This is a genomic window from Streptomyces sp. NPDC059850 (assembly GCF_042731515.1).
Taxonomy (GTDB): domain Bacteria; phylum Actinomycetota; class Actinomycetes; order Streptomycetales; family Streptomycetaceae; genus Streptomyces.
The window spans coordinates 13,283-32,493 of record NZ_JBHWJI010000024.1 but is presented as its reverse complement, the minus strand read 5'-3'; the positions used below and the strand labels follow the sequence as shown (position 1 = coordinate 32,493).

At 71.2% G+C, this 19,211-nt stretch carries 14 protein-coding genes and 1 pseudogene; 3 read left to right on the top strand and 12 right to left on the bottom strand.

Annotated elements, in window-relative coordinates; translation table 11 throughout:
- Positions 1–20 precede the first annotated feature (20 nt).
- A complete protein-coding gene (locus ACFV9T_RS21195; protein WP_385442554.1) occupies positions 21–1,505 on the top strand; it encodes a M1 family metallopeptidase in 1,485 nt (494 codons plus the stop codon).
- 63 nt (positions 1,506–1,568) lie between these two features.
- Here the strand turns inward: ACFV9T_RS21195 and ACFV9T_RS21190 are convergent, their stop codons facing one another.
- A complete protein-coding gene (locus ACFV9T_RS21190; RefSeq protein WP_385442553.1) occupies positions 1,569–5,321 on the bottom strand; it encodes a glycoside hydrolase family 2 TIM barrel-domain containing protein in 3,753 nt (1,250 codons plus the stop codon).
- A 198-nt stretch (positions 5,322–5,519) separates the two neighbouring features.
- Between ACFV9T_RS21190 and ACFV9T_RS21185 the strand changes: the two genes are divergently transcribed.
- Positions 5,520–6,260, top strand: coding sequence for a MerR family transcriptional regulator (locus ACFV9T_RS21185; RefSeq protein WP_385442552.1), 741 nt, complete (start codon positions 5,520–5,522; stop codon positions 6,258–6,260).
- Between the two features lie 4 nt (positions 6,261–6,264).
- On the opposite strand, the gene ACFV9T_RS21180 is transcribed toward ACFV9T_RS21185, so the two are convergent.
- From ACFV9T_RS21180 to ACFV9T_RS21155, 6 genes are all read right to left on the bottom strand, one after another.
- Positions 6,265–7,119, bottom strand: coding sequence for an alpha/beta fold hydrolase (locus ACFV9T_RS21180; RefSeq protein ID WP_385442550.1), 855 nt, complete (start codon positions 7,117–7,119; stop codon positions 6,265–6,267).
- Between the two features lie 98 nt (positions 7,120–7,217).
- Positions 7,218–9,404 (bottom strand): 3-hydroxyacyl-CoA dehydrogenase NAD-binding domain-containing protein, encoded by a 2,187-nt coding sequence (locus ACFV9T_RS21175; protein WP_385442549.1) that lies wholly within the window; start codon positions 9,402–9,404, stop codon positions 7,218–7,220.
- A 348-nt stretch (positions 9,405–9,752) separates the two neighbouring features.
- Positions 9,753–10,967 (bottom strand): acetyl-CoA C-acetyltransferase, encoded by a 1,215-nt coding sequence (locus ACFV9T_RS21170; protein ID WP_385442547.1) that lies wholly within the window; start codon positions 10,965–10,967, stop codon positions 9,753–9,755.
- 49 nt (positions 10,968–11,016) lie between these two features.
- Entirely contained in the window at positions 11,017–12,189 is a 1,173-nt protein-coding gene (locus tag ACFV9T_RS21165) for a CaiB/BaiF CoA transferase family protein (protein ID WP_385442544.1), read from the bottom strand.
- Between the two features lie 97 nt (positions 12,190–12,286).
- Positions 12,287–13,741 carry a sialate:H+ symport family MFS transporter gene (locus tag ACFV9T_RS21160; protein ID WP_385442542.1) on the bottom strand — a complete coding sequence of 485 codons (1,455 nt, stop codon included), beginning with the start codon at positions 13,739–13,741 and terminating at the stop codon, positions 12,287–12,289.
- Complete coding sequence (locus tag ACFV9T_RS21155; protein ID WP_385442540.1) at positions 13,738–14,676, bottom strand: dihydrodipicolinate synthase family protein; 939 nt, start codon at positions 14,674–14,676, stop codon at positions 13,738–13,740. Before ACFV9T_RS21155 ends, ACFV9T_RS21160 begins: the two co-directional genes overlap by 4 nt.
- Before the next feature lie 245 nt (positions 14,677–14,921).
- Here ACFV9T_RS21155 and ACFV9T_RS21150 point away from each other — a divergent pair, with 245 nt between their 5' ends.
- Positions 14,922–15,323 carry a PPOX class F420-dependent oxidoreductase gene (locus ACFV9T_RS21150; RefSeq protein ID WP_385442538.1) on the top strand — a complete coding sequence of 134 codons (402 nt, stop codon included), beginning with the start codon at positions 14,922–14,924 and terminating at the stop codon, positions 15,321–15,323.
- Positions 15,324–15,337: 14 nt separating this feature from the next.
- Here ACFV9T_RS21150 and ACFV9T_RS21145 read toward each other — a convergent pair whose 3' ends face one another.
- The 5 genes and pseudogenes from ACFV9T_RS21145 to ACFV9T_RS21125 form a co-directional block, all read right to left on the bottom strand.
- Positions 15,338–16,363 carry a protein-L-isoaspartate O-methyltransferase gene (locus tag ACFV9T_RS21145; RefSeq protein WP_385442536.1) on the bottom strand — a complete coding sequence of 342 codons (1,026 nt, stop codon included), beginning with the start codon at positions 16,361–16,363 and terminating at the stop codon, positions 15,338–15,340.
- Between the two features lie 89 nt (positions 16,364–16,452).
- Positions 16,453–16,875, bottom strand: coding sequence for a lasso peptide biosynthesis B2 protein (locus tag ACFV9T_RS21140; protein ID WP_385442535.1), 423 nt, complete (start codon positions 16,873–16,875; stop codon positions 16,453–16,455).
- Positions 16,872–17,171: a PqqD family peptide modification chaperone gene (locus tag ACFV9T_RS21135; protein ID WP_385442532.1), complete on the bottom strand. Its 300-nt coding sequence runs from the start codon at positions 17,169–17,171 to the stop codon at positions 16,872–16,874. The genes ACFV9T_RS21140 and ACFV9T_RS21135 overlap by 4 nt, the downstream gene beginning before the upstream one ends.
- Positions 17,155–18,816, bottom strand: a pseudogene (locus tag ACFV9T_RS21130) (albusnodin/ikarugamycin family macrolactam cyclase); the annotation flags it as partial. The pseudogene ACFV9T_RS21130 and the gene ACFV9T_RS21135, both read right to left, overlap by 17 nt.
- Before the next feature lie 267 nt (positions 18,817–19,083).
- On the bottom strand, positions 19,084–19,188 hold the full coding sequence (locus ACFV9T_RS21125) for a lasso RiPP family leader peptide-containing protein (protein WP_385442529.1): 105 nt from the start codon (positions 19,186–19,188) through the stop codon (positions 19,084–19,086).
- Positions 19,189–19,211: the final 23 nt, after the last annotated feature.

The window sequence follows — 19,211 nt, the reverse complement described above, 5'->3', positions numbered from 1 at the left end:
GCCTACGAGTTGGAGGACTCGTGCGTCACCACAGACTCATCGTCCCGAGCGCGGCCGCGGCCTGCCTCCTGCTGGCGATCCCGGCCTCGGCGGCCACACCCGCGCCCGGCGCGCCCGGCATCGGCGACTCCTACTATCCCTCGTACGGCAACGGCGGCTACGACGTCTCCCACTACGACCTGCGGCTGAAGTACCAGCCGAAGTCGGACGCGCTGGAGGGCACGGCGACCATCGTCGCCACCGCCAAGCAGGACCTGTCCCGCTTCAACCTCGACTTCGCGCTCGATGTGCGCGAGGTGCTGGTGGGTGGGAAGAAGGCGGCGTTCGCGAAGACCGGCGACCACGAGCTGGAGGTCACCCCCTCCTCGGCGATCGGCTCCGGCCGATCCTTCACCGTCGTGGTGCGCTACAGCGGTACGCCGTCGAAGGTGGAGGCGGGCGGGTTCACCAGCTGGCAGCGGACGCCGGACGGCGGGGTCGCGGCCAATGAGCCGGAGTCGGCGTGGTGGTGGTTCCCGAGCAATGACCATCCGCTGGACAAGGCCACGTACGACGTCTCGGTGGCGGTGCCGGACGGTACGCAGGCCATCTCCAACGGCCGTCTGACGTCGAACAGTTCGCAGCTGGGCTGGACCCGCTACAACTGGCGCTCCAGCAAGCCGCAGGCCACGTATCTGGCCACGCTCGCGGTCGGCAAGTTCGACATCACGACGGACACCACCGCGAACGGCCTGCCGGTCCTCAACGCCTACAGCAAGGACCTCGGCGAGAACGCGGGCGCGGCGCGGGCCAGCATCGAGCGGACGGGCGAGATCGCCGACTGGGCGTCCACGGTCTTCGGCCCGTACCCCTTCGAGGCGCTGGGCGGCTATGTGCCGAACGTGTCCGCCGGATTCGCCCTGGAGACCCAGACCCGGCCCTTCTACGGCCCGAAGAAGTTCGCCAAGGGCTCGAACGTGTCGGTCGTCGTGCACGAGCTGGCGCACCAGTGGTTCGGCGACAGCGTCTCGGTGAAGGACTGGCGCGACATCTGGATCAACGAGGGCTTCGCGAGCTACGCGCAGTGGCTGTGGTCGGAGAAGGAGGGCGAGGGCACGGCGCAGGAGCTGGCGGACTACACGTACGACTCCTACCCGGCCGACGACCCGTTCTGGAAGGTCGAGCCGGGCGACCCGGGCGCGGACAACCAGTTCCACGAGGCGGTGTACGACCGGGGCGCGCTGGCGCTGCAGGCGCTGCGGAATCGTATCGGCGACAAGGCCTTCTTCACGATCCTGAAGGGCTGGACGACGGAGCACCGGTACGGCAACGCCTCGGTGAAGGACTTCGTGAACTACGCCGAGAAGGTATCCGGGAAGCCCCTGTCCGCGCTCTTCGACACCTGGCTGTTCACCCCGTCGAAGCCGGGGTCGACCCAGGCGCGGGCGGCGGAGCTGAGCCCGGCGAAGGCGCCGGTGCGGCCGAAGTCCTGGGAGAAGATCCAGGCGGCGCACAGCGAGCGGTGACGCTTCGCGAGAAAAGGCCGGTGCCCGGGCCATGGCCCGGGCACCGGCTGTGAGCGCTCGCTGTCAGTCCACCGGGCGCAGAGTGACGGTGTAGTCGTACGCCTTGTCGGCCTTCACCCGGTACTGGTCGCGCACCGGGTTCGGGGTGTCGCCCACGCCGGTGACGTCGTGGTCGGCGTGGAGGGTGTTCCAGCCCGCGTTGCGCTTGAGGAGATGCGGGTACGCGGCGCGGTCGAGGTCGTCGTACGCGGTGGCGCCCGCCTGGAGGTCACCGGAGACCAGCAGCCCGGGGCCGCCGCGCCCGTCGGTGAGGGACGCCCAGCGCACGTCGTCGTGGTTGCCGTGGTCCTGCGGCTTCAGATACTCCTCGTACTGGTCCTCGACCGTGGACGACCACACGCCCATGGGCGCGCCGTCCTTGCGGTCGTTGTAGTTCTCGACCGGGCCGCGGCCGTACCACCGGAACGTGTCGTACCGCTCCGGCACCTTGAGCTTCATGCCCACTCGCGGCAGGTACGACAGCTTGCGGAACTCGCCGCGCGCCTCCACCTTGTGCTGGACGCGCATCGTGCCCGAGCCGTCGACGCGGTAGGTCATGGTCTGGTCGAAGGACGCGCCCGTCGCCTCGGGCGGCGCGACCGTGGTCGTGAAGGCGACGCTGACCGTGCCGTCGTCGCCCGGGGTCACGTCCGTGCCCGTGACGGTGGCGCGCAGCCGGTCGAGGCCGAGGGAGCGCCACTGCTTGCCCTCCGCCGTGCCCCAGTCGGAGCGCTCGTTGCTGATGGGGGCGCGCCAGGCGTCGAGTTCCGGGCCGGAGGTGAGCAGCTCGCGGCCGCCCGCGCGCATCGAGGTGAGCGTGCCCTTCTTCTTGTCGAAGGTGTAGCGGAAGCCGGAGCCGGTGACCTCGACCGTGTCGTCCTTGCCGACGACCGTGGCCTTGCCGTCGCCCGTACGCGCCTGCTCCGGCTCGGGGACCTTGTCGCCGCCGACCGCGAACTGGCCGAAGGACACGACGTGTCCTGCCTTCGCCCAGTCGGTGTCGTGGGCGGTCACCGCCTGGACGGTGAGGTAGCGCTCGTAGCCGCCGGGGTTCGCGGGCGGGGCGGGCAGCTGGACCTCGTCGCTCGCGTCGGGTCCGACGTCCAGCGCGCGGGTGCCGCTCGCGACGGTCTTCGCGCCCTCGGTCACCTTCCAGCGCAGTTTCAGGTCGTCGGTGCCGGTGAAGACGCGCTCGTTGGTGACCTTGACCTTGCCGGTGCGGGCGTCGGCGTCGGTGACGCGGATCGGCGCCTGCACCCAGGCGAGCTGGGCGGTCTCCGGCTCCGGCTTGCGGTCGGCGGTGATCAGGCCGTCGACGCCGGATTCGTAGAGGCCGTACGACAGATAGCTGCCCTTGCGCTGGAAGGTGTCGAAGTCCAGAGCGATCAGGGCGTCCCGCTTCGGGTCCTCACCGGCGGCGAGCCGTTCCGCGCCGAGTGCGGTGCCGTAGACGCGGACCTGGTCGATGGTGCCCTTGGCGGTGCGTCCCGGGTAGCCGTCTTCCATGGTGTCGGCGTTGCGGCCGACGCCGAGGTCGTAGCCGGTGTAGTCGATGCGGCCGCTCCAGGCGGTCTCGGCGAGCTGCTTGCCGTCGACGAACAGGCGCAGCGCGCTCCCGTCGTAGCTGCCGGTGACGCGGTGCCAGGCGCCGGTCCAGCCCTCGGGGACGTCCGCCGTCACCGTGCGGGGCTTGCCCTCGCTGGTGATCGTGAACTCCAGGGTGTCGGCGTCCTTCATGCGCAGCACGTACTGGTCGCCCTTGCTGACCATGGTGAAGTCGCCGGTGAACGGCTCGGCGGGCTTGACCTGGGCGTCGAGGGTGACCGCCGTGCCGGTCAGGTCGAGCTTGGGGTCGCGGTAGGTCTCCACGAAGTCGTCCAGCCCGGACAGGTACAGCGCCTTGCCGCGCTGGCCGTCGACCACCTTCGGCTTGCCGGAGAGGCTGGCGGCGATTCGGTTGCCGGAGGAGTCGGGGGTGGTGATCAGGGGGCGCTCGATGTTCTGCTCGGCCCAGTCCCAGATGAAGCCGCCCTGGGCCCTGGGGTATTTCCGCATGACCTCCCAGAACTCCCGGAAGTTGCCGAGGCTGTTGCCCATCGCGTGGGCGTATTCGCCCATCACGATCGGCTTGGTGAAGGACTTGGCCTTGGATTCGAGGGAGGCGGGGGTGGGGTAGCGCGGGCCCGCGATGTCGGCGAACGGGGCGTCGCCGTCGGGCCGGTTGGGCTGGTGGTACAGCGGCCGGGTCGGGTCGGTCTTCTTCGTCCACTCGGCCATCGTGTAGTGCGCCTTGCCGAGCCCGGCCTCGTTGCCGGTGTCCCACATGATGACGCTGGGGTGGTTCTTGTCGCGCTCGACCATGCCCTGGTGGCGCTCCAGGAACGCCTTCTGCCACTCGGGCTTCTCGGCGAGGCAGTCGTCCGGGCAGTTCTCGAAGCTGTGGGTCTCCACCTCCATCTCGTCGTCGATGAGGATGCCCTCACGGTCGGCGAGTTCGTAGAGGTAGGGGTCCGAGGGGTAGTGGGAGGTGCGGATCGCGTTGACGTTCAGCCGCTTCATCAGCCGGACGTCCTGCTCCATGCGCTCCCGGGTGGCGTACCGGCCGGTGGCGGGGTCGGTCTCGGCGCGGTTGACGCCGCGTATGAGGATGCGCTTGCCGTTGAGCTTGAGCTGCTGGTCCTTGACCTCGACCTCGCGGAAGCCGACGCTCTGGCGGGCGGTCTGGGTGACCTTGCCGTCGGCGTTACGCAGCTTGAGCACGAGCCGGTACAGGTTCGGTGTCTCGTCCGACCACTTGGCGGGGTTCTTCACCTCGGCGGTCAACTCGGCCTTGCCGTCCGCCTCCTCGGCGGACAGCCGCCGCACCTCGCGGCCGCGCGGGTCGTACAGCACGCCCGTGACCCGCTGCTTCCCCTTCTCACCGCCCTCGGCGCGCGCGATGTCGACCTCGGCGCGGAGCGTGGCGTCCCGGTAGTCGGCGTCGAGGTCGGTGGTGACGTACGCGTCCTCCATCCGGGTCTTCGGGGTGGAGTACAGCGATACGGAGCGGAAGATGCCCGCGAAGCGCCACTGGTCGTAGTCCTCCAGGTACGAACCCGCGCTCCAACGGTGCACCTGGACGGCGACGCGGTTGTGGCCGGGCCGCAGATAGTCGGTCACGTCGAACTCGGCGGGGACGTAGCCGCCCTGGTCGTAGCCGACGTAGCGGCCGTTGACCCAGACGAACGCGCCGGAGGTCATCCCGTCGAAGCGGAGCACCTGCCGCCGCCCGTCCCAGTTCCTCGGCACCTGGACGTCCTTGAGGTACGTCCCGGTGGGGTTGACGTCACGGGGAATCTTCGGGGGCTTCTCGGGGACGATCTCGCCGTCGATGTTGCGGAAGATCGGGTGGTCGAGGTCGTCGGTCTGCCAGGTGTGCGGGACCTTGACGCGCTGGAATCCCTGGGAAGAGGACGCGTCGTAGCCCTCCTTCCAGAAGCCCTGGGGCGCGTCCTCGGGCTTGTCGGCGAGGGCGAACCGCCAGCTGCCGTCGAGGCTGCGCTGCCACTTCTGCGCGTCCGGCCCGGTGGGCTTCAGCCGGGCGTGCGGGGGCTCCTGGCCCTCCCCGGTCTTCTCCGGATCCTCCAGGTAACTGTGCACATCGGCGGGGAACTTGCCCGCGTCCGGCGCTCTTCCGGCGGCGGTGTCCGCCGTGGTGAGGGCGGCCCCGAGCGCGGTGGCCATGGCGGCCGCCACCGCGATCAGTCGTGTGCCGTACCTGCCGCGTACCGTGCCCAATCCGACCCCACCTCACATATTCGCAAGAAAACCAACACAGCTGAACAGCGATGCACGCTATTGGCCGGGTAAAGAGAGCGTCAACGGTGCGGACCGATCTCTGTGCGATCAGATAAGGCCGGAAGGTTTCACAGCGATGATGAGACAGCAATACTGATACGCCCGAGCGGGCAGCACACCGGAGAGCGAGGCGCGCCCATGAGCACCCCCGAGAGCGGGGAACCGACCCTGACCGTCGACGAGCTGGCGGCCCGGGCCGGGGTGACCGTCCGCACGATCCGCTTCTACGGCACCCGGGGCCTGCTGCCGCCGCCCGCCATCGGCCCGCGCCGGGTGGGGCACTACGGGCCCGAGCATCTGTCGCGGCTCGCGCTGATCGAGGAGTTGCAGCACCACGGCATGACCCTCTCCGCCATCGAGCGCTATCTGCGGCAGCTCCCGGCGGACCTGAGCGCGGACGACCTCGCCATCCACCGCGCCCTCGTCGCCTCCTGGGCGCCCGAGGCACCCGAGGAGGCGACCCGCGAGCAACTGGCCCGGCGCGCCGGGCGCGAGCTGTCCGACGAGGACGTCGACCGGCTGGCCGCCCTCCACGCGCTGGAGCGCACCGACCGGCCGGACGTCTTCCGCGTCGACCCCGGGGTGCTGCACCTGGGCCTGCGGCTGCTGGACGTCCCGATCGACCTGGAGACGATATTGGCGGCCCATACGGTCGTCCAGGAGCACAGCCGCTCCGTGGCCCGCGAGCTGGGGCGGCTCTTCCGCGACGAGGTGTGGGGCCCGGAGCGGGAGCCGGAGTCCGGCGGCGGGGCGGAGCGGATGGCGGCGAAGAAGTCACTGTCGGCGGACATGCAACCGCTGGTGGTGCAGGCGCTGGTGATCGCGTTTCAGCGGTCCATGAAGCAGGAGCTGCGGGCCTGGTACGGGACCGCGGACTGAACCGCTAGTCCTGTACGAGGGCGGCGGCCAGCTCGGCGGGGCGGGTGGCGAACGGTGAGTGGCTGCCCGGCAGCGTCCGTACGGTGAACGGCTGGTCCGGCATCGCCGCGTCGGTCTCCGCGATCATCAGGTCCTGCAGCGCGGGCGTCAGGGCCCAGTCCTCGGCGCACCGGATGAACGTGCGCGGGATGCGGCCCCAGCGCTCACGGGTGAGGGTGAGCGGGGTGGTCGGTATCGCGAACGGCATATCGGGGCTGAGGGCGTGGCGCCAGCGGGCGAAGGACTCGGCGGGGACGTCGTGGTAGTAGGCCAGCCGCAGCGCCTCCCCGTACTCCGGGTCGGCGGACAGCGGATTGACGCGGAACGCGCCGATGGCCTCCGGGTCGCCCACTACCAGCCCCTGGCCACGGGCGGTCGCGGCCTGCTCCGGGGCCGCCATGTAGTCGGCGAAGCGGGGGCGTGCGGCCGGTACGACGGACGTGAGGTAGACCAGCTCGTCGACCAGTTCGGGGGCCTGCTCGGCAGCCAGGGAGGCGGAGACGCCACCGGCGCTGTGCGAGACGAGGACCACCCTGCGGTGGCCGCTCACCGCGCGCAGCGCCGAGACGACGGACCCGGCGCACTCCTCCAGGGTCAGCCCGGCCAGCGCGGACTTCTCGGTCGCGAAGCCGGGCTGGCCCGGGGCGTGGTAGCCCGAGGGCACCGGGGCGTCGAAGCCGTGCCCCGGCAGGTCGACGGCGAGGCTCACCGCGCCGAGCCCGGCCAGGGCGCGCTGGGTCTGGGCCCACTGCCAGGAGGAGTGCCAGGCGCCGTGGACGAGGACGAAGAGGGTGTTGCTCGTGTTGCTCACGTTGCTCATGAGGACAGTCCACCCGCTCAGGGGCCGGTCATCCAGCGCCATATCTCGCCAACGAGGCGCCGATATCCGCCAGATATCGACGCCCCTGTCGGTCAACGCTAGTCCGTGAAGCGTTCGCCGCGCTCCGCCTTCTCCAGCAGCAGCGGCGAGGGCGCGAACCGCTCCCCGTACGCCGCCTGGAGTTCCCGGGCGCGGGCCACGAAGCCCGGCACGCCGCCCTCGTAGCCGTTGATGTACTGCAGCACCCCGCCCGTCCAGCCGGGGAAGCCGATGCCCAGGATCGAGCCGATGTTGGCGTCGGCGACGGACGTCAACACGCCCTCCTCCAGCAGCCGCACCGTGTCGAGGGCCTCGCGGAAGAGCATGCGCTCCTTCATGTCCTCGAAGGGGATGCTCGTGTCGCTGCTGGTACCGAAGTGTTCGCGCAGCCCCGGCCAGAGTCCGAGCCGCTTGCCGGTGGCCGCGTCGTACTCGTAGAACCCCGCTCCCCCGCTGCGGCCCGGGCGGCCGAACTCCTCCACCATGCGGTCGATGACCGCGTCCGCCGGGTGCGGCTGCCACTCGCCGCCCGCCTCCAGCGTCGCGCGCCGGGTCTCCTCGCGGATCCTGCGCGGGAGGGTCAGGGTGAGTTCGTCCATGAGGGAGAGCACCTTGGCGGGGTAGCCCGCCTGGGCGGCGGCCTGTTCGACCGAGGCCGGGTCGATGCCCTCGCCGACCATCGCCACGCCCTCGTTGATGAAGTGGCCGATGACGCGGGAGGTGAAGAAGCCGCGGGAGTCGCTCACGACGATCGGGGTCTTGCTGATCTGCCGCACCAGGTCGAAGGCGCGGGCCAGCGCCTCGTCCCCGGTGCGGTCGCCCTTGATGATCTCGACCAGGGGCATCTTGTCGACGGGTGAGAAGAAGTGCAGCCCGATGAAGTCGTCCGCGCGCTGCACGCCCTCCGCGAGCAGGGTGATCGGCAGGGTGGAGGTGTTGGAGCACAGCAGCGCGTCCGGCGCGACGATGGGCTCGATCTCCTGGAAGACCTTGTGCTTGAGCGCCGGGTCCTCGAAGACCGCCTCGATGACGGCGTCACAGCCCGCGAGGTCGCGGGGGTCGGCGGTCGGGGTGATACGGGCCAGCAGCTCGTCGCGCCGGGCCTCGCTCGTACGGCCCTTGGCGACCGCCTTGGCCAGCAGCCCTTCCGCGTACGCCGTGCCCTTGGCCGCCGCCTCGGCGGACACGTCCTTCAGCACGACCTCGATCCCGGCCTTGGCGCAGGCGTAGGCGATGCCCGCGCCCATCATCCCGGCGCCCAGCACGGCGACCTTGCGGACCGTGCGGGGTTCGATGTTTTTTGGGCGGTTGGCACCGGAGTTGACCGCCTGGAGATCGAAGAAGAACGCCTGGATCATGTTCTTGGCGGTCTGGCCGGTGACCAGCTCGGTGAAGTACCGGGCCTCGATGGTCTGCGCCGTCTCGAAGTCGACCTGTGAGCCCTCGACGGCGGCGGCGAGGATGTTGCGCGGGGCCGGGTAGGGGGCGCCGTTCAGCTGCTTGCGCAGATTGGCCGGGAAGGCGGGCAGGTTGACGGCGAACTTCGGGTCCGCCGGGGTGCCGCCGGGGATGCGGTAGCCCTTCTCGTCCCAGGGCTGCCGGGACTCGGGGTGCGCGTCGATGAAGGCGCGCGCCCGCGCCAGCATCTCGTCCGCCGTGTCCACGGCCTCGTGCACCAGACCTGCCTCCAGCGCCCGGCGCGGGGCGTACCGGGTGCCCTGGAGCAGCACCTTGAGCAGCGCGTCGGCGACGCCCAGCAGCCGCACCGACCGCACGACCCCGCCGCTCCCGGGCAGCAGCCCGAGGGTCACCTCGGGGAACCCGATCCGCGACGCGGGGGTGTCGAGCGCGACCCGGTGATGGCAGGCGAGCGCGATCTCGAACCCCCCACCGAGCGCCGCCCCGTTGATCGCGGCGACGACGGGCTTGCCGAGGGTCTCGATCCGGCGCAGCCCGCGCTTGATGCGCAGGTTCGTCTCGAAGACCTGCTGCGCCTGGTCGGCCCCCAGCGTGATCATGTCCTTGAGGTCCCCGCCCGCGAAGAACGTCTTCTTGGCGGAGGTGACGATGACCCCACGGATCGACTCGCTCTCCGCCTCCAGCCGCTCGGCGACGGCGTCGAGGGAGCCGATGAAGGCCGCGTTCATGGTGTTGGCGGACTGACCGGGGTCGTCCAGGACAAGGGTGACGATGCCGTCGTCGCCCTGCTCCCAGCGGATGGTCGAGGCGCTGGCGGGGTTGCTCATCTCACGGTCTCCAGGGGGCGAGGGGGCGGAACGGAAGCGATTCGAAAGCGAGGTCGGCCGACGACGGGACGGTCCTCTCCCGGCCCCTGCCGGTCCAGCGGGGGCCGGGTCCAAAAGCCAACACCTGAGGGGTCGCGTCGGGACCCAGCCGCTGAACCCCGGCGGGACCCAGCGGCCAACCCCTGGCGGGGTGCAGGGGGCAGCCCCAACGAGACCCAGCAGCGCAGCCCCGGCGGGGTGCAGGGGCCCAACCCCGGCGGGTCCAGGGGCACGGCCCCGGTGGGGGGCCGGGGGCGGAGCCTCCGGTTTCGGGAAGGGGCGGGGTGGGGGAAGACACGGCCCACGGACCTACAGCCGTTCGACCACCGTCGCGATGCCCATGCCGCCGCCCACGCACAGCGTCGCCAGGCCGTAGCGTTCGTCGCGGCGTTCCAGTTCGTCCACCAGGGTGCCCAGGATCATCGCGCCGGTGGCGCCCAGGGGGTGGCCCATGGCGATCGCGCCGCCGTTGACGTTGATCTTGTCCAACCCCAGGCCCATGTCCTCGGCGAAGCGGAGTACGACCGCCGCGAAGGCCTCGTTGATCTCGACCAGGTCGATGTCGTCGATGGTCAGCCCGGCCTTGGCCAGGGCCTTGCGGGTGGCGGGGGCCGGGCCGGTGAGCATGATGGTCGGGTCGGCGCCGGAGACGGCGGCGGAGACGATGCGGGCGCGGGGGTTGAGCCCGTAGCGTTCGCCGGTCTCGCGGTTGCCGATGGCGACGAGGGCCGCGCCGTCCACGATGCCGGAGGAGTTGCCCGCGTGGTGGACGTGGTCGATGGCCTCCACCCAGTGGTACTTCTGCAGCGCCACCGCGTCGAAGCCGCCCGCCTCGCCGATCGTCGCGAACGACGGCTTGAGCCCGGCCAGGGTCTCGGGGGTGGTGCCGGGGCGGATGTGTTCGTCGTGGTCGAGGACGGTCAGCCCGGCGCGGTCGCGGACCGGGACGACGGAGCGGTCGAAGCGGCCGTCCTTCCAGGCCTGGGCCGCCCGTTCCTGGGACAGCGCGGCGAAGGTGTCCACGTCGTGGCGGGTGAAGCCGCCGAGGGTGGCGATGAGGTCGGCGCCGATGCCCTGGGGGACGAAGCCGGTCTCGTAGTTGGTCATCGGGTCGGCGAACCACGCGCCGCCGTCGGAGCCCATCTTCACGCGCGACATGGACTCGACGCCGCCCGCCAGCACCAGGTCCTCCCAGCCCGAACGGACCTTGGCGGCGGCCAGGTTGACGGCCTCCAGGCCCGAGGCGCAGAAGCGGTTCTCCTGGACGCCCGCCACGGTGACCGGGAGCCCGGCCGCGATGGCCGAGACCTTGGCGATGTCGGAACCCTGGTCGCCGAGCGGGCTGACGACGCCGAGCACCACATCGTCGATCGCCGCCGGGTCGAGGTCGGGGAAACGCCGCCGGATCTCGTGGATGAGGCCCACGACGAGGTCGACGGGCTTGGTGCCGTGCAGGGCGCCGTCGGCCTTGCCGCGCCCGCGCGGGGTGCGGATGGCGTCGTACACGTACGCTTCGGTGCTCACGTCTGCTGCCTTTCGGGGGGCTTCAAGGGAGAGGAGGGCGGTTGGCGCGTTACGACGAGGGCCCCTCACCGGGCGGCGTCGGCAGGACGTCGGGGACGCCCCAGTCGCGGGCCACCTCGGCGGCGTCCGCGCCGGGTAGGGCGGGGCCGCCGCGCACCCGGCCGGGGGTGGCGGAGAAGCGCGGGGCGGGCGCGGGCTGGGTGATGCCCGCCTCGTCGACGAAGGTGTCGCGGGCGGCGAGTTGCGGATGGTGGGGGGCCTCGCTCAGCGACAGGACGGGTGAGACGCAGGCGTCCGACCCGGTGAACACCGCCGTCCACTCCTCGCGGGTGCGCTCCTTGAAGCGGGCGGCGATGACGTCGCGCAGCCGGTCCCAGCTGTGGACGTCGCGGCGGTTGGGCACCTGCTCGGCGACCCCGAGCAGGTCGATGAACTCGGCGTAGAACGCGGGCTCCAGCGCGCCGACCGCCATATAGCCGCCGTCGGCGGTCTCGTACGTGCCGTAGAAGGGGCTGCCGCCGTCGAGGAGGTTGCTGCCGCGCCGGTCCTGCCAGCCACCGGCGGCCATCATGCCGTGCAGGACGGCGGTCAGATGCGCGGTGCCGTCCACGATCGCCGCGTCCACCACCTGGCCGGTGCCGCCGGAGCGGGCGTGCTGGAGGGCGGCGAGGACGCCGATGACGAGGTAGAGCGAGCCGCCCGCGTAGTCCCCGAGCAGGTTCGCGGGCACCACCGGCGGGCCGTCGGCGGCCCCGATCGCGCCCAGGGCGCCGGTGATGGCGATGTAGCCGATGTCGTGCCCGGCCGTGCCGGAGAGCGGGCCCTCCTGCCCCCAGCCGGTCATCCGGCCGTAGACGAGCGCCGGGTTACGGGCGAGGCAGGGGTCCGGGCCGAGGCCCAGCCGCTCGGCGACACCGGGGCGGTAGCCCTCGATGAGGATGTCGGCCCGCTCGACGAGGCCGAGCGCCGCGTCCCGGCCGTGCTCGGACTTCAGGTCGAGCAGGACGGAGCGCTTGTTGCGGTTGGCGACGTCGTACGCCGGGTCGATCTTCAGGCCGCCGGGCCGCCCGGGGCGGTCGATCCGTACGACATCGGCGCCCAGGTCGCCCAGGAGCATGGCCGCGAACGGCCCGGGGCCGATCCCGGCCAGCTCCACCACCCGCACCCCGGCCAGCGGCCCGTGCCCCGCCGCTCCGCCCACGCCTGCTGCTGCCGCCGCCATCCGGGACCGTCCTAGCCTTTGTGACACCACCGCTGTAACACCGCCGATGCTAGGAACGCGCCCCTCATTCCACAAGCCCCCACCCGGGGCGGCGCGTTCAGCCCGGCGTGTCCGCCCGCTCCGAGGAAGGCGAGGGCGCCCGCAGCAGCTGGTCGCCGGAGAGCGCCGGGTCCACCAGACGGCCCAGCCGCCGTGGCACATCCGCTCCCACCAGCACGATCACCACCAGCGTCAGACCGGACGTCAGCACCGCCAGGGCCTGCCCGAGCGGCATGCCCTCCGCCAGCCGCGTGCCCAGCACCGGGGCCACGGCGCCGCCGAGCGCCCCCGTGTTGTAGACGAAGCCGAGCGACGCGGCGCGGCTCTGGGTGGGGAAGTGTCCGGCGATGTACTTCGGCAGGATGCCGGAGATCCCCTGGCTCAGGGCGAGCAGACAGAACAGCAGCACCCCAAGACCCACCAGCGTGTCCCGCACCGCGAACACCGGGAAGACGAAGCACAGCGAGGCGAGCAGGGTGTACGCGTAGGCCCGCCGGGTGCCGATCCAGTCACCGGCGAAACCGGCCAGCCAGCATCCGGCCATCGTGCCGAAGCCCGCGTAGAACATCGCGTCGGTGACCTCGGACGGCGTGTACCCCAGCTCCGTCTTCAGATAGGTGGGCAGCAGCGCCTGGATGGGCCAGCTGTAGAGGAAGGCGCAGAAGACGGTGGCCATCAGCGCCACGTACAGCAGCCAGCCCCGCCGTCCCCCGAGCTGGGCGGCGAAGGCGAGCAGCGCGCCCGCCGCCAGCAGCGACAGCGGCCACCGCCAGCCCGCGCCCAGCGGGGTGAAGACGCAGAACAGCGCGGCGCTCGCGGCCACCGCGAGGGCCGCGTTGAGGTAGGCGCGGCGGCCGGTGAACAACGGCCGGAAGGGGTTGGGGCGGGCGCCGGACGCGGCCACCTCCTCGCGCCAGTCCCCCGCCTCCGGGAGCGCGCGCCGCACCCACAGCGCGACGAAGACGGGCAGGACGCCGATGTAGAACATCCAGCGCCAGCCCCAGTGCGGTACGACCCACTTGTACAGCTCGGCGGCGAGGATCGTGCCGCCCGCGTAACCGGAGATCAGAAAGCCGGAGGCGCGGTTGCGCAACTGGGCGGGCCAGCTCTCCAGGGCGTACGTCGCGCTCGCGCTGTACTCACCGGCCATGCCCATGCCAATCAGCAGCCGGGCGGTGAACAGGCTGAAGTAATTCCAGGCGAAGCCGCACGCGAAGGTGCCCAGCGAGTAGAGCACAATGCTGGCGATCATCGCGGGCTTGCGCCCGTACCGGTCCCCCATCGCGCCGAGCAGCGCCCCGCCGAGCCAGCGGGTGATGAACGCGCCCGAGACCAGGCTCGCCGCCGACGCCGCGCTCAGGTCGAACTCGTCGGCGATCTCGGTCAGTACGAGGGTGATGAGCACGAAGTCGAAACCGTCGAGCAGATAGCCGATCCAGGCGGCGAACATCGACTTCCACTGACGCCGGGAGACCTGGCGGTACCACGGTCCGGTTATCTCGACGCCCGTCACGGCAGCAGCCCTCCCTCTTCCAGGAGTTGACGCACCGTCTTCACAGCATCGCCTCCGAGCGGCACCTGCGGCGCGGCCGTCGCCGGGCAGGCGATGACGCCCAGCAGATGCAGCGCCGCCTTGAACGCGCCGAGCGCCGAGGAGCTGCCGCCCATCGCCGCCGGATCCCCGGCGTCGGTGAGCGCGAACAGCGCCGCCAGCCGGTCCTGTTCGGCCGCCGCCCGCTCCCAGCGGCCCGCGCGGGCGTGCCCGTAGAGCCGTACGTAGCCCGCCGGGTCGACATTGCCAAGACCGGGGACGACGCCATGAACCCCGGCCAACAGGGCTCCGTCCACGGCGAGTTCGGACCCGGTGAGCACGGAGAAGGAGTCCATGAGCCCCCGGCGGCGCGCTTCCACCAGCAGCCGCCGCAGCGCCCCGTCCTCGCCGCTGCTGTCCTTGAGCCCGGCGAGCGTGCCGTCGGCGGCCAGTTCCAACACGACCTGGGGCGGCAGCTTGGAGTGGACGGAGGCCGGGATGTCGTACGCGAAGAGCGGCAGCCCCGCGCCCTCGCGCACCCGCCGGAAGTGGTCGGCGATCTCCACCGGATGCGTACGGGTGTAGAAGGGCGCGGTGGCCACGATCCCGTCCGCGCCCAGCGCGGCGGCGGTACGGGCGTGGTCCACGACCCGCTCGGTCGCCATGTCGATCGCCCCGGCGAGCACCGGCACCCGCCCGGCCGCCACCCCGACCACCGTCTCCAGGACGGTACGGCGCCTCCCGTCACCCAGATACGCGGCCTCACCGCTCGACCCGAGCGCGAACAGCCCGCTCACCCCCGCGCCGATCAGCCGCTCGGCGAGGGCGGTGAGGGAGACCGTGTCGACCTCGCCGTCCGGGGTGAGCGGAGTGCACAGGGGCGGGACCACACCGGTGAGCGGAGCCGGAAGACTCATCAGGACCCTGCTTTCTCCATGATGCTCAATGGGGCAATACGGACGTCGGACGTCCTACGTTTTGGGCCGAATCTGACTGAGCACCAGCTCGCTGTCAAGTACGCCTGCTGACCGGCGGCGGACAGCGCGCGTGCGAGCAGACCCTCACCGAGCTGAACGCGGACCCCGAGGTGGCCGGGGCGCCGGGGGCGGCTGTGGCTACCGTTGCCCCAGCACACCACCGGACCGTCCCCCTGGAGACCCCCGTGCCCGTATCCCTCGGCGATGACGTGCTGGCGCTGCTGCGCCGCCCCAGCATCTGCTACATCGCCACAACGATGCCCGACGGTTCGCCGCAGCTCACCCAGACGTGGGTCGACACCGATGGCGAGCACGTCCTGATCAACAGCGTTGAGTCACACCAGAAGACCCGGAACATCGCGCGCGATCCGCGAGTGGCCGTCACAGTCTCCGACCCCTCGGAACCGGCCTCCTACGTCCAGATCCGCGGCCGTGTGGTGCGTGTGACCACCGAGGGGGCGGTCGACCACATCGAGGCGCTCGCGCAGAAGTATCTGGGCGGACCGTACCCATGGTTTGGCGACCGCGACCAAGTCCGGGTGATCTATGTGATCCAACCCGAACGGATCAGCAGCCCCCGCGGCTGATAATCGCCCCGCCTTTACCGCGAGAGACGCAGTGTCCAGCCAGCCGGGTCCTGAGTGTCGTCATGTCGGACGAGAGTCGGGGTGTAGGTCTCGGGGGCAGGGCGGCCTGCTGTCTCCCAGTCGCTGAGCCAGCCGTGCAGCACCGTCAATGACGGCGAATGGGGTCCATCAGCCAGGATGGTGCCGTCCTGCTGGATGACGGCGGCTGTGGTCCGGGTCGAGTGCCCGATCGCCCACAGGTCCGGACTCAGCCCGGCCATCGTCAGATAGGGGTTGTCGATGGCGGCGACGAACGTTCGCCAGGAGGGCCAGTCGACTTCAGGCCCCTCGTAGAGCTCGGTATGCGGATCCTTCAGCAGACGGCCCAGGGCGGTGCGGGCGCCCACGTTTCGGCAGTCGTCCTTTCCGCGCCACGCGATGGAGATCCATGAGGGACCCGGGACGCGGTTTTCCCAGTCGACCCACCTGCCCGGCAGGTCGAGGTTGCCCTTGGGTGAGGTGGTCGCCTCGATGTAGCCGCCCGTGAACACGGCCTCCACCTGGGGCTGCCTGTCACGGACACGGATCTTGGCGACCACGGTCATGTGGGGCACGGGCGCGATCGGCAGTGGAGCGACGATGAGGCCACCGTCGACCACCTGCTCCACCCACGCCTGGGGCAGTAGCGGCGGGGTGCACCAGGCCACCATCCGGTCGTACGGGGCGCGGGCGGGAAAGCCTGCCGTGCCATCGGCGGTGTGGCAGCGGATGTTGTGCATGCCCCGCTCGTGGTGGATGAGGTTGGCCCAGCGGGTCAGGTAGGTGTCGATGTCGAGGCTGACGACAGACCCCTGGGAGCCGACGAGCTGTGCGAGCAGGGCGCCGGAGTAGCCGGAGCCGGTGCCGAATTCGGCGACGTTCATGCCCGGCCCGACATCCAGCGTGCCCAGCTCACGGTGGATGACGGCGGGGTTTGAGCGGTGCGGGGTGGCGCCGCGGCCTTGGTGGTGGGTGTAGTGGCGTTCGGGGACGGTTTCGGCGATGGCGGCGATGGCGGTCACTGTTCACTCCTTCGAGGGGATGGGGCACTCGATTGCGGTAACCGCTCCGGGCAGGCGAAGGACACGCGCCCCTGCGGTCGGGCCCGGGGTCAGATCGTCAGGGCGGTGTGGTGATGCCACCCCGCAGTGGTGTACTCGCCGACCGGGCCGTACCCGGGGAGCTCGGCCCACGCGTGGTACTCGACCGGTGGCGGGGAGAACCGCACACCCAAGCACCAGTGCAGGCGGCGGCCGAGCAGTGCGGCGGCCAAAACCGCCCCGAGTGAGGTCTCCATGCAGGCGGCCCGGCCGGGCCACAGGCGGCCGGTGTGCCTGACGGCCATGACCAGTGCTTCGGCCTGTGGCGCGGTCAGCGGTCGACGGCCTGCCCGCCGGGCCCAGCGGACCGCGTGGACCGTGTGCCGGAACGGCAGCCGAAGCAGCAGCAGGGCGATAACGAACCCAGCGGCCGAGGCGCAGCGCTCGGCGAAGGTGCCGGTGCGAACGGTGGAGTAGGCCTCCATGCTCGTCATCGCCACCGCCCCCACCAGCGGGGGCAACCCGGGCTCCTGGGCTCATTGACGGCGAGTCCCCGGACAGCGAGCGCGTCAGCGACCGTGCGGACATCGGCGGCGGCATGCTCCACGCTGATGCCGTAGCGGATGGCGTACTGTTCGGCGGCCTGATCCTCGGTGGTGCCGGACAGCAGGAGCATGACCGCGGCGGCCGCAGTCGGGGTCAGATGGGTCCAGCGGCCGGTGCGCTCGTCAAGGATGGCGCCGCCGTCGTCGGCGAGCACCGAGCGAGCGGTCTCACGCAGCTGCCACACGGTCGGCCACCTCCCACCATGTGGCGGAGGTGGTGGTCTCACGTTGGCGCAGCCACACCTCGGCGCTGATGGCCAGATGCAGGGCGCCCTGAGCTGTTGGCTGTCCGGCGGCTGCGCGCTGGAGCATGCCCGTTACGGGTGCTTGGGTGATCAGCCCGGCGGCGGCCAGCCGGGAGGTGGGGCCGAGTAACTGGGCGAGGACCGGGGCGTGCTCCGTGAGTCCTGCGTACGCGAGCGCGTTGAAGCCGCCCTTCGTCGTACGGGACAGGACGAAGCCGGGCAGGACACCGGTGTGGGCAAAGGCCTCGCTGAGCAGCGGCTTGTACCGGCCTGGGGTGCCGCGTTGGTCTGCGGGCACGGCCAGACAGGCCCGGATGACCTCGTTGTCCAGGAAGGGAGCGGCGATCTCCACGCCGTGGCCGGTGAGTGCGATCTCGCGCCACCCGGTGGTGTTCGCCCCGACTCGCGCCAGGTCTTGGCGGTCCGTCCACGCCGTCAGGTGGCAGGGTTCCTCGGGCAGCTCGGCGGCGGCCGTGTCCAGGGCGTCGGCGAGCTGGTGACGCATCCGGGGGCTCATCCAGTCGGCGGTGGCCAGCAGGGGCGTCCAGGCGACGGGGCGCTCTGCCTGGGGCGCCCACTCACGGGGAGCGTCACGCAGTTCGGCGGCGGTTCGCCGCCAGGCGCCGGTCAGGCTGGTGCGCGAGGCCGGGCGGGCACGCCGCAGCACGGTCAGCGGGGAAGTGTGCCGCAGCCGGGCGTGGGCCTGCGCGTGCGTCAAAGCTCGGCGGTGCTGCCGGTCGCGTAGCAGGTCGGCCAGGTAGGAGGACGGCGCGGAAAGCACCGCGTCCCCGGCCGCGCCGGTGAAGTGGACGCCCGCTGGCTGATGTTCGGCGACGGCGTCCAGCACCGCGTGTTTGATGCTGGCGGTGACGGCGTATGGGTTGGGGCTGTCGGTCAGGGGCAGCGAGGACAGGTCGTTCACGCCGCTGTAGTACACGGTCTCGTCGCGGCCGGGCACCGTGTGATGGGTGAGCCTCGGAACCGCAGCGGCGGTGCGCACCGCATACGCAAGGTCGTCATCCCGCAGCCGGGGATCGGCGAACGTCACCGCGGCGACCTGCCCGCGCCGTACGGCGAGGCACGCCAGCGCGGTGGAGTCCAGCCCCGCCAGGTCCGCGCTCACCGCTCGGGTGCCGTCCAGGCGCGTGTCGACTGCCTCGCTCAGCGCTGCCCGTACGCGTGGGGCGGCCTCGGGAAGGCTCATCGGCTGATACTGGACAGGCTCATAGCGGACGGTGCTCGCGTCGCTGGGTGTGATCAGCAACAGGTGTCCGGTCGGTACGCGGCTCACGGCGCGGAACAGGCTCCGCTGCCCTAAGACATCCGGCTGCGCCAGGGCCAGGTGCGCGGCCAGCGCGATCGGGTCGAACGGTGCGCCATCCAGCGCGGCCAGCGCCCCGGCCGATGTCGACCACCACGTTCCCGCGCCCTCTGTTCGCCAATACACCGGGTGCTGGCCCGCCAGATCGCCGATCACTGCCAGGGTTTCGCCGTGGCGTGCGATCGTGAGGTATGAACCGGGCCAGCGGGTCAGTGCCTTCCACTCCCGTGCCCGCACGGTTGTCAGCGCTTGGTGTAATTGCTGGTCGTCGGCACCTCAGTCACCGATGACCACCAGCGCCAGCGGGCCGGAGCCCGCCGAGCGGATGTGGCCGGTTGGCCAGCCGATGGCCCATGCCGCGTCCATGCCCGGTACGGGCTTTCCGTTCCTCGGCAGCCGATCATGTCGGCTCGCTCCGTACCATCCCGTACTCCACCGCATCAGCTGCCCGCTCCCGTCCCATCGCTCCTGGTGGTCGAACCTGGGGCCGGGCCACGGCGCACACCCGCCCGGCCCCAGGCAGCCCATGGCTCAGGCGTTCTTGTACTCGGTGTCGTCGGCGGTGTCGAAGTTGTTCGTGCCCAGCGTCACCTCGACGACGTCACCGGCGTCCAGCACGACCGGAGCGGTGTACACGGGACCGGTGGCCTATGTGTCCA

What these genes read in the sequence shown, in the direction of transcription:
- ACFV9T_RS21185 (WP_385442552.1), top strand. Translation starts at nt 5,520, where the DNA reads ATGAGCACCCCCGAGAGCGGGGAACCGACCCTGACCGTCGACGAGCTG.
- ACFV9T_RS21180 (WP_385442550.1), bottom strand. Translation starts at nt 7,119, where the DNA reads ATGAGCAACGTGAGCAACACGAGCAACACCCTCTTCGTCCTCGTCCAC.
- ACFV9T_RS21175 (WP_385442549.1), bottom strand. Translation starts at nt 9,404, where the DNA reads ATGAGCAACCCCGCCAGCGCCTCGACCATCCGCTGGGAGCAGGGCGAC.
- ACFV9T_RS21165 (WP_385442544.1), bottom strand. Translation starts at nt 12,189, where the DNA reads ATGGCGGCGGCAGCAGCAGGCGTGGGCGGAGCGGCGGGGCACGGGCCG.
- ACFV9T_RS21155 (WP_385442540.1), bottom strand. Translation starts at nt 14,676, where the DNA reads ATGAGTCTTCCGGCTCCGCTCACCGGTGTGGTCCCGCCCCTGTGCACT.
- ACFV9T_RS21140 (WP_385442535.1), bottom strand. Translation starts at nt 16,875, where the DNA reads ATGACGAGCATGGAGGCCTACTCCACCGTTCGCACCGGCACCTTCGCC.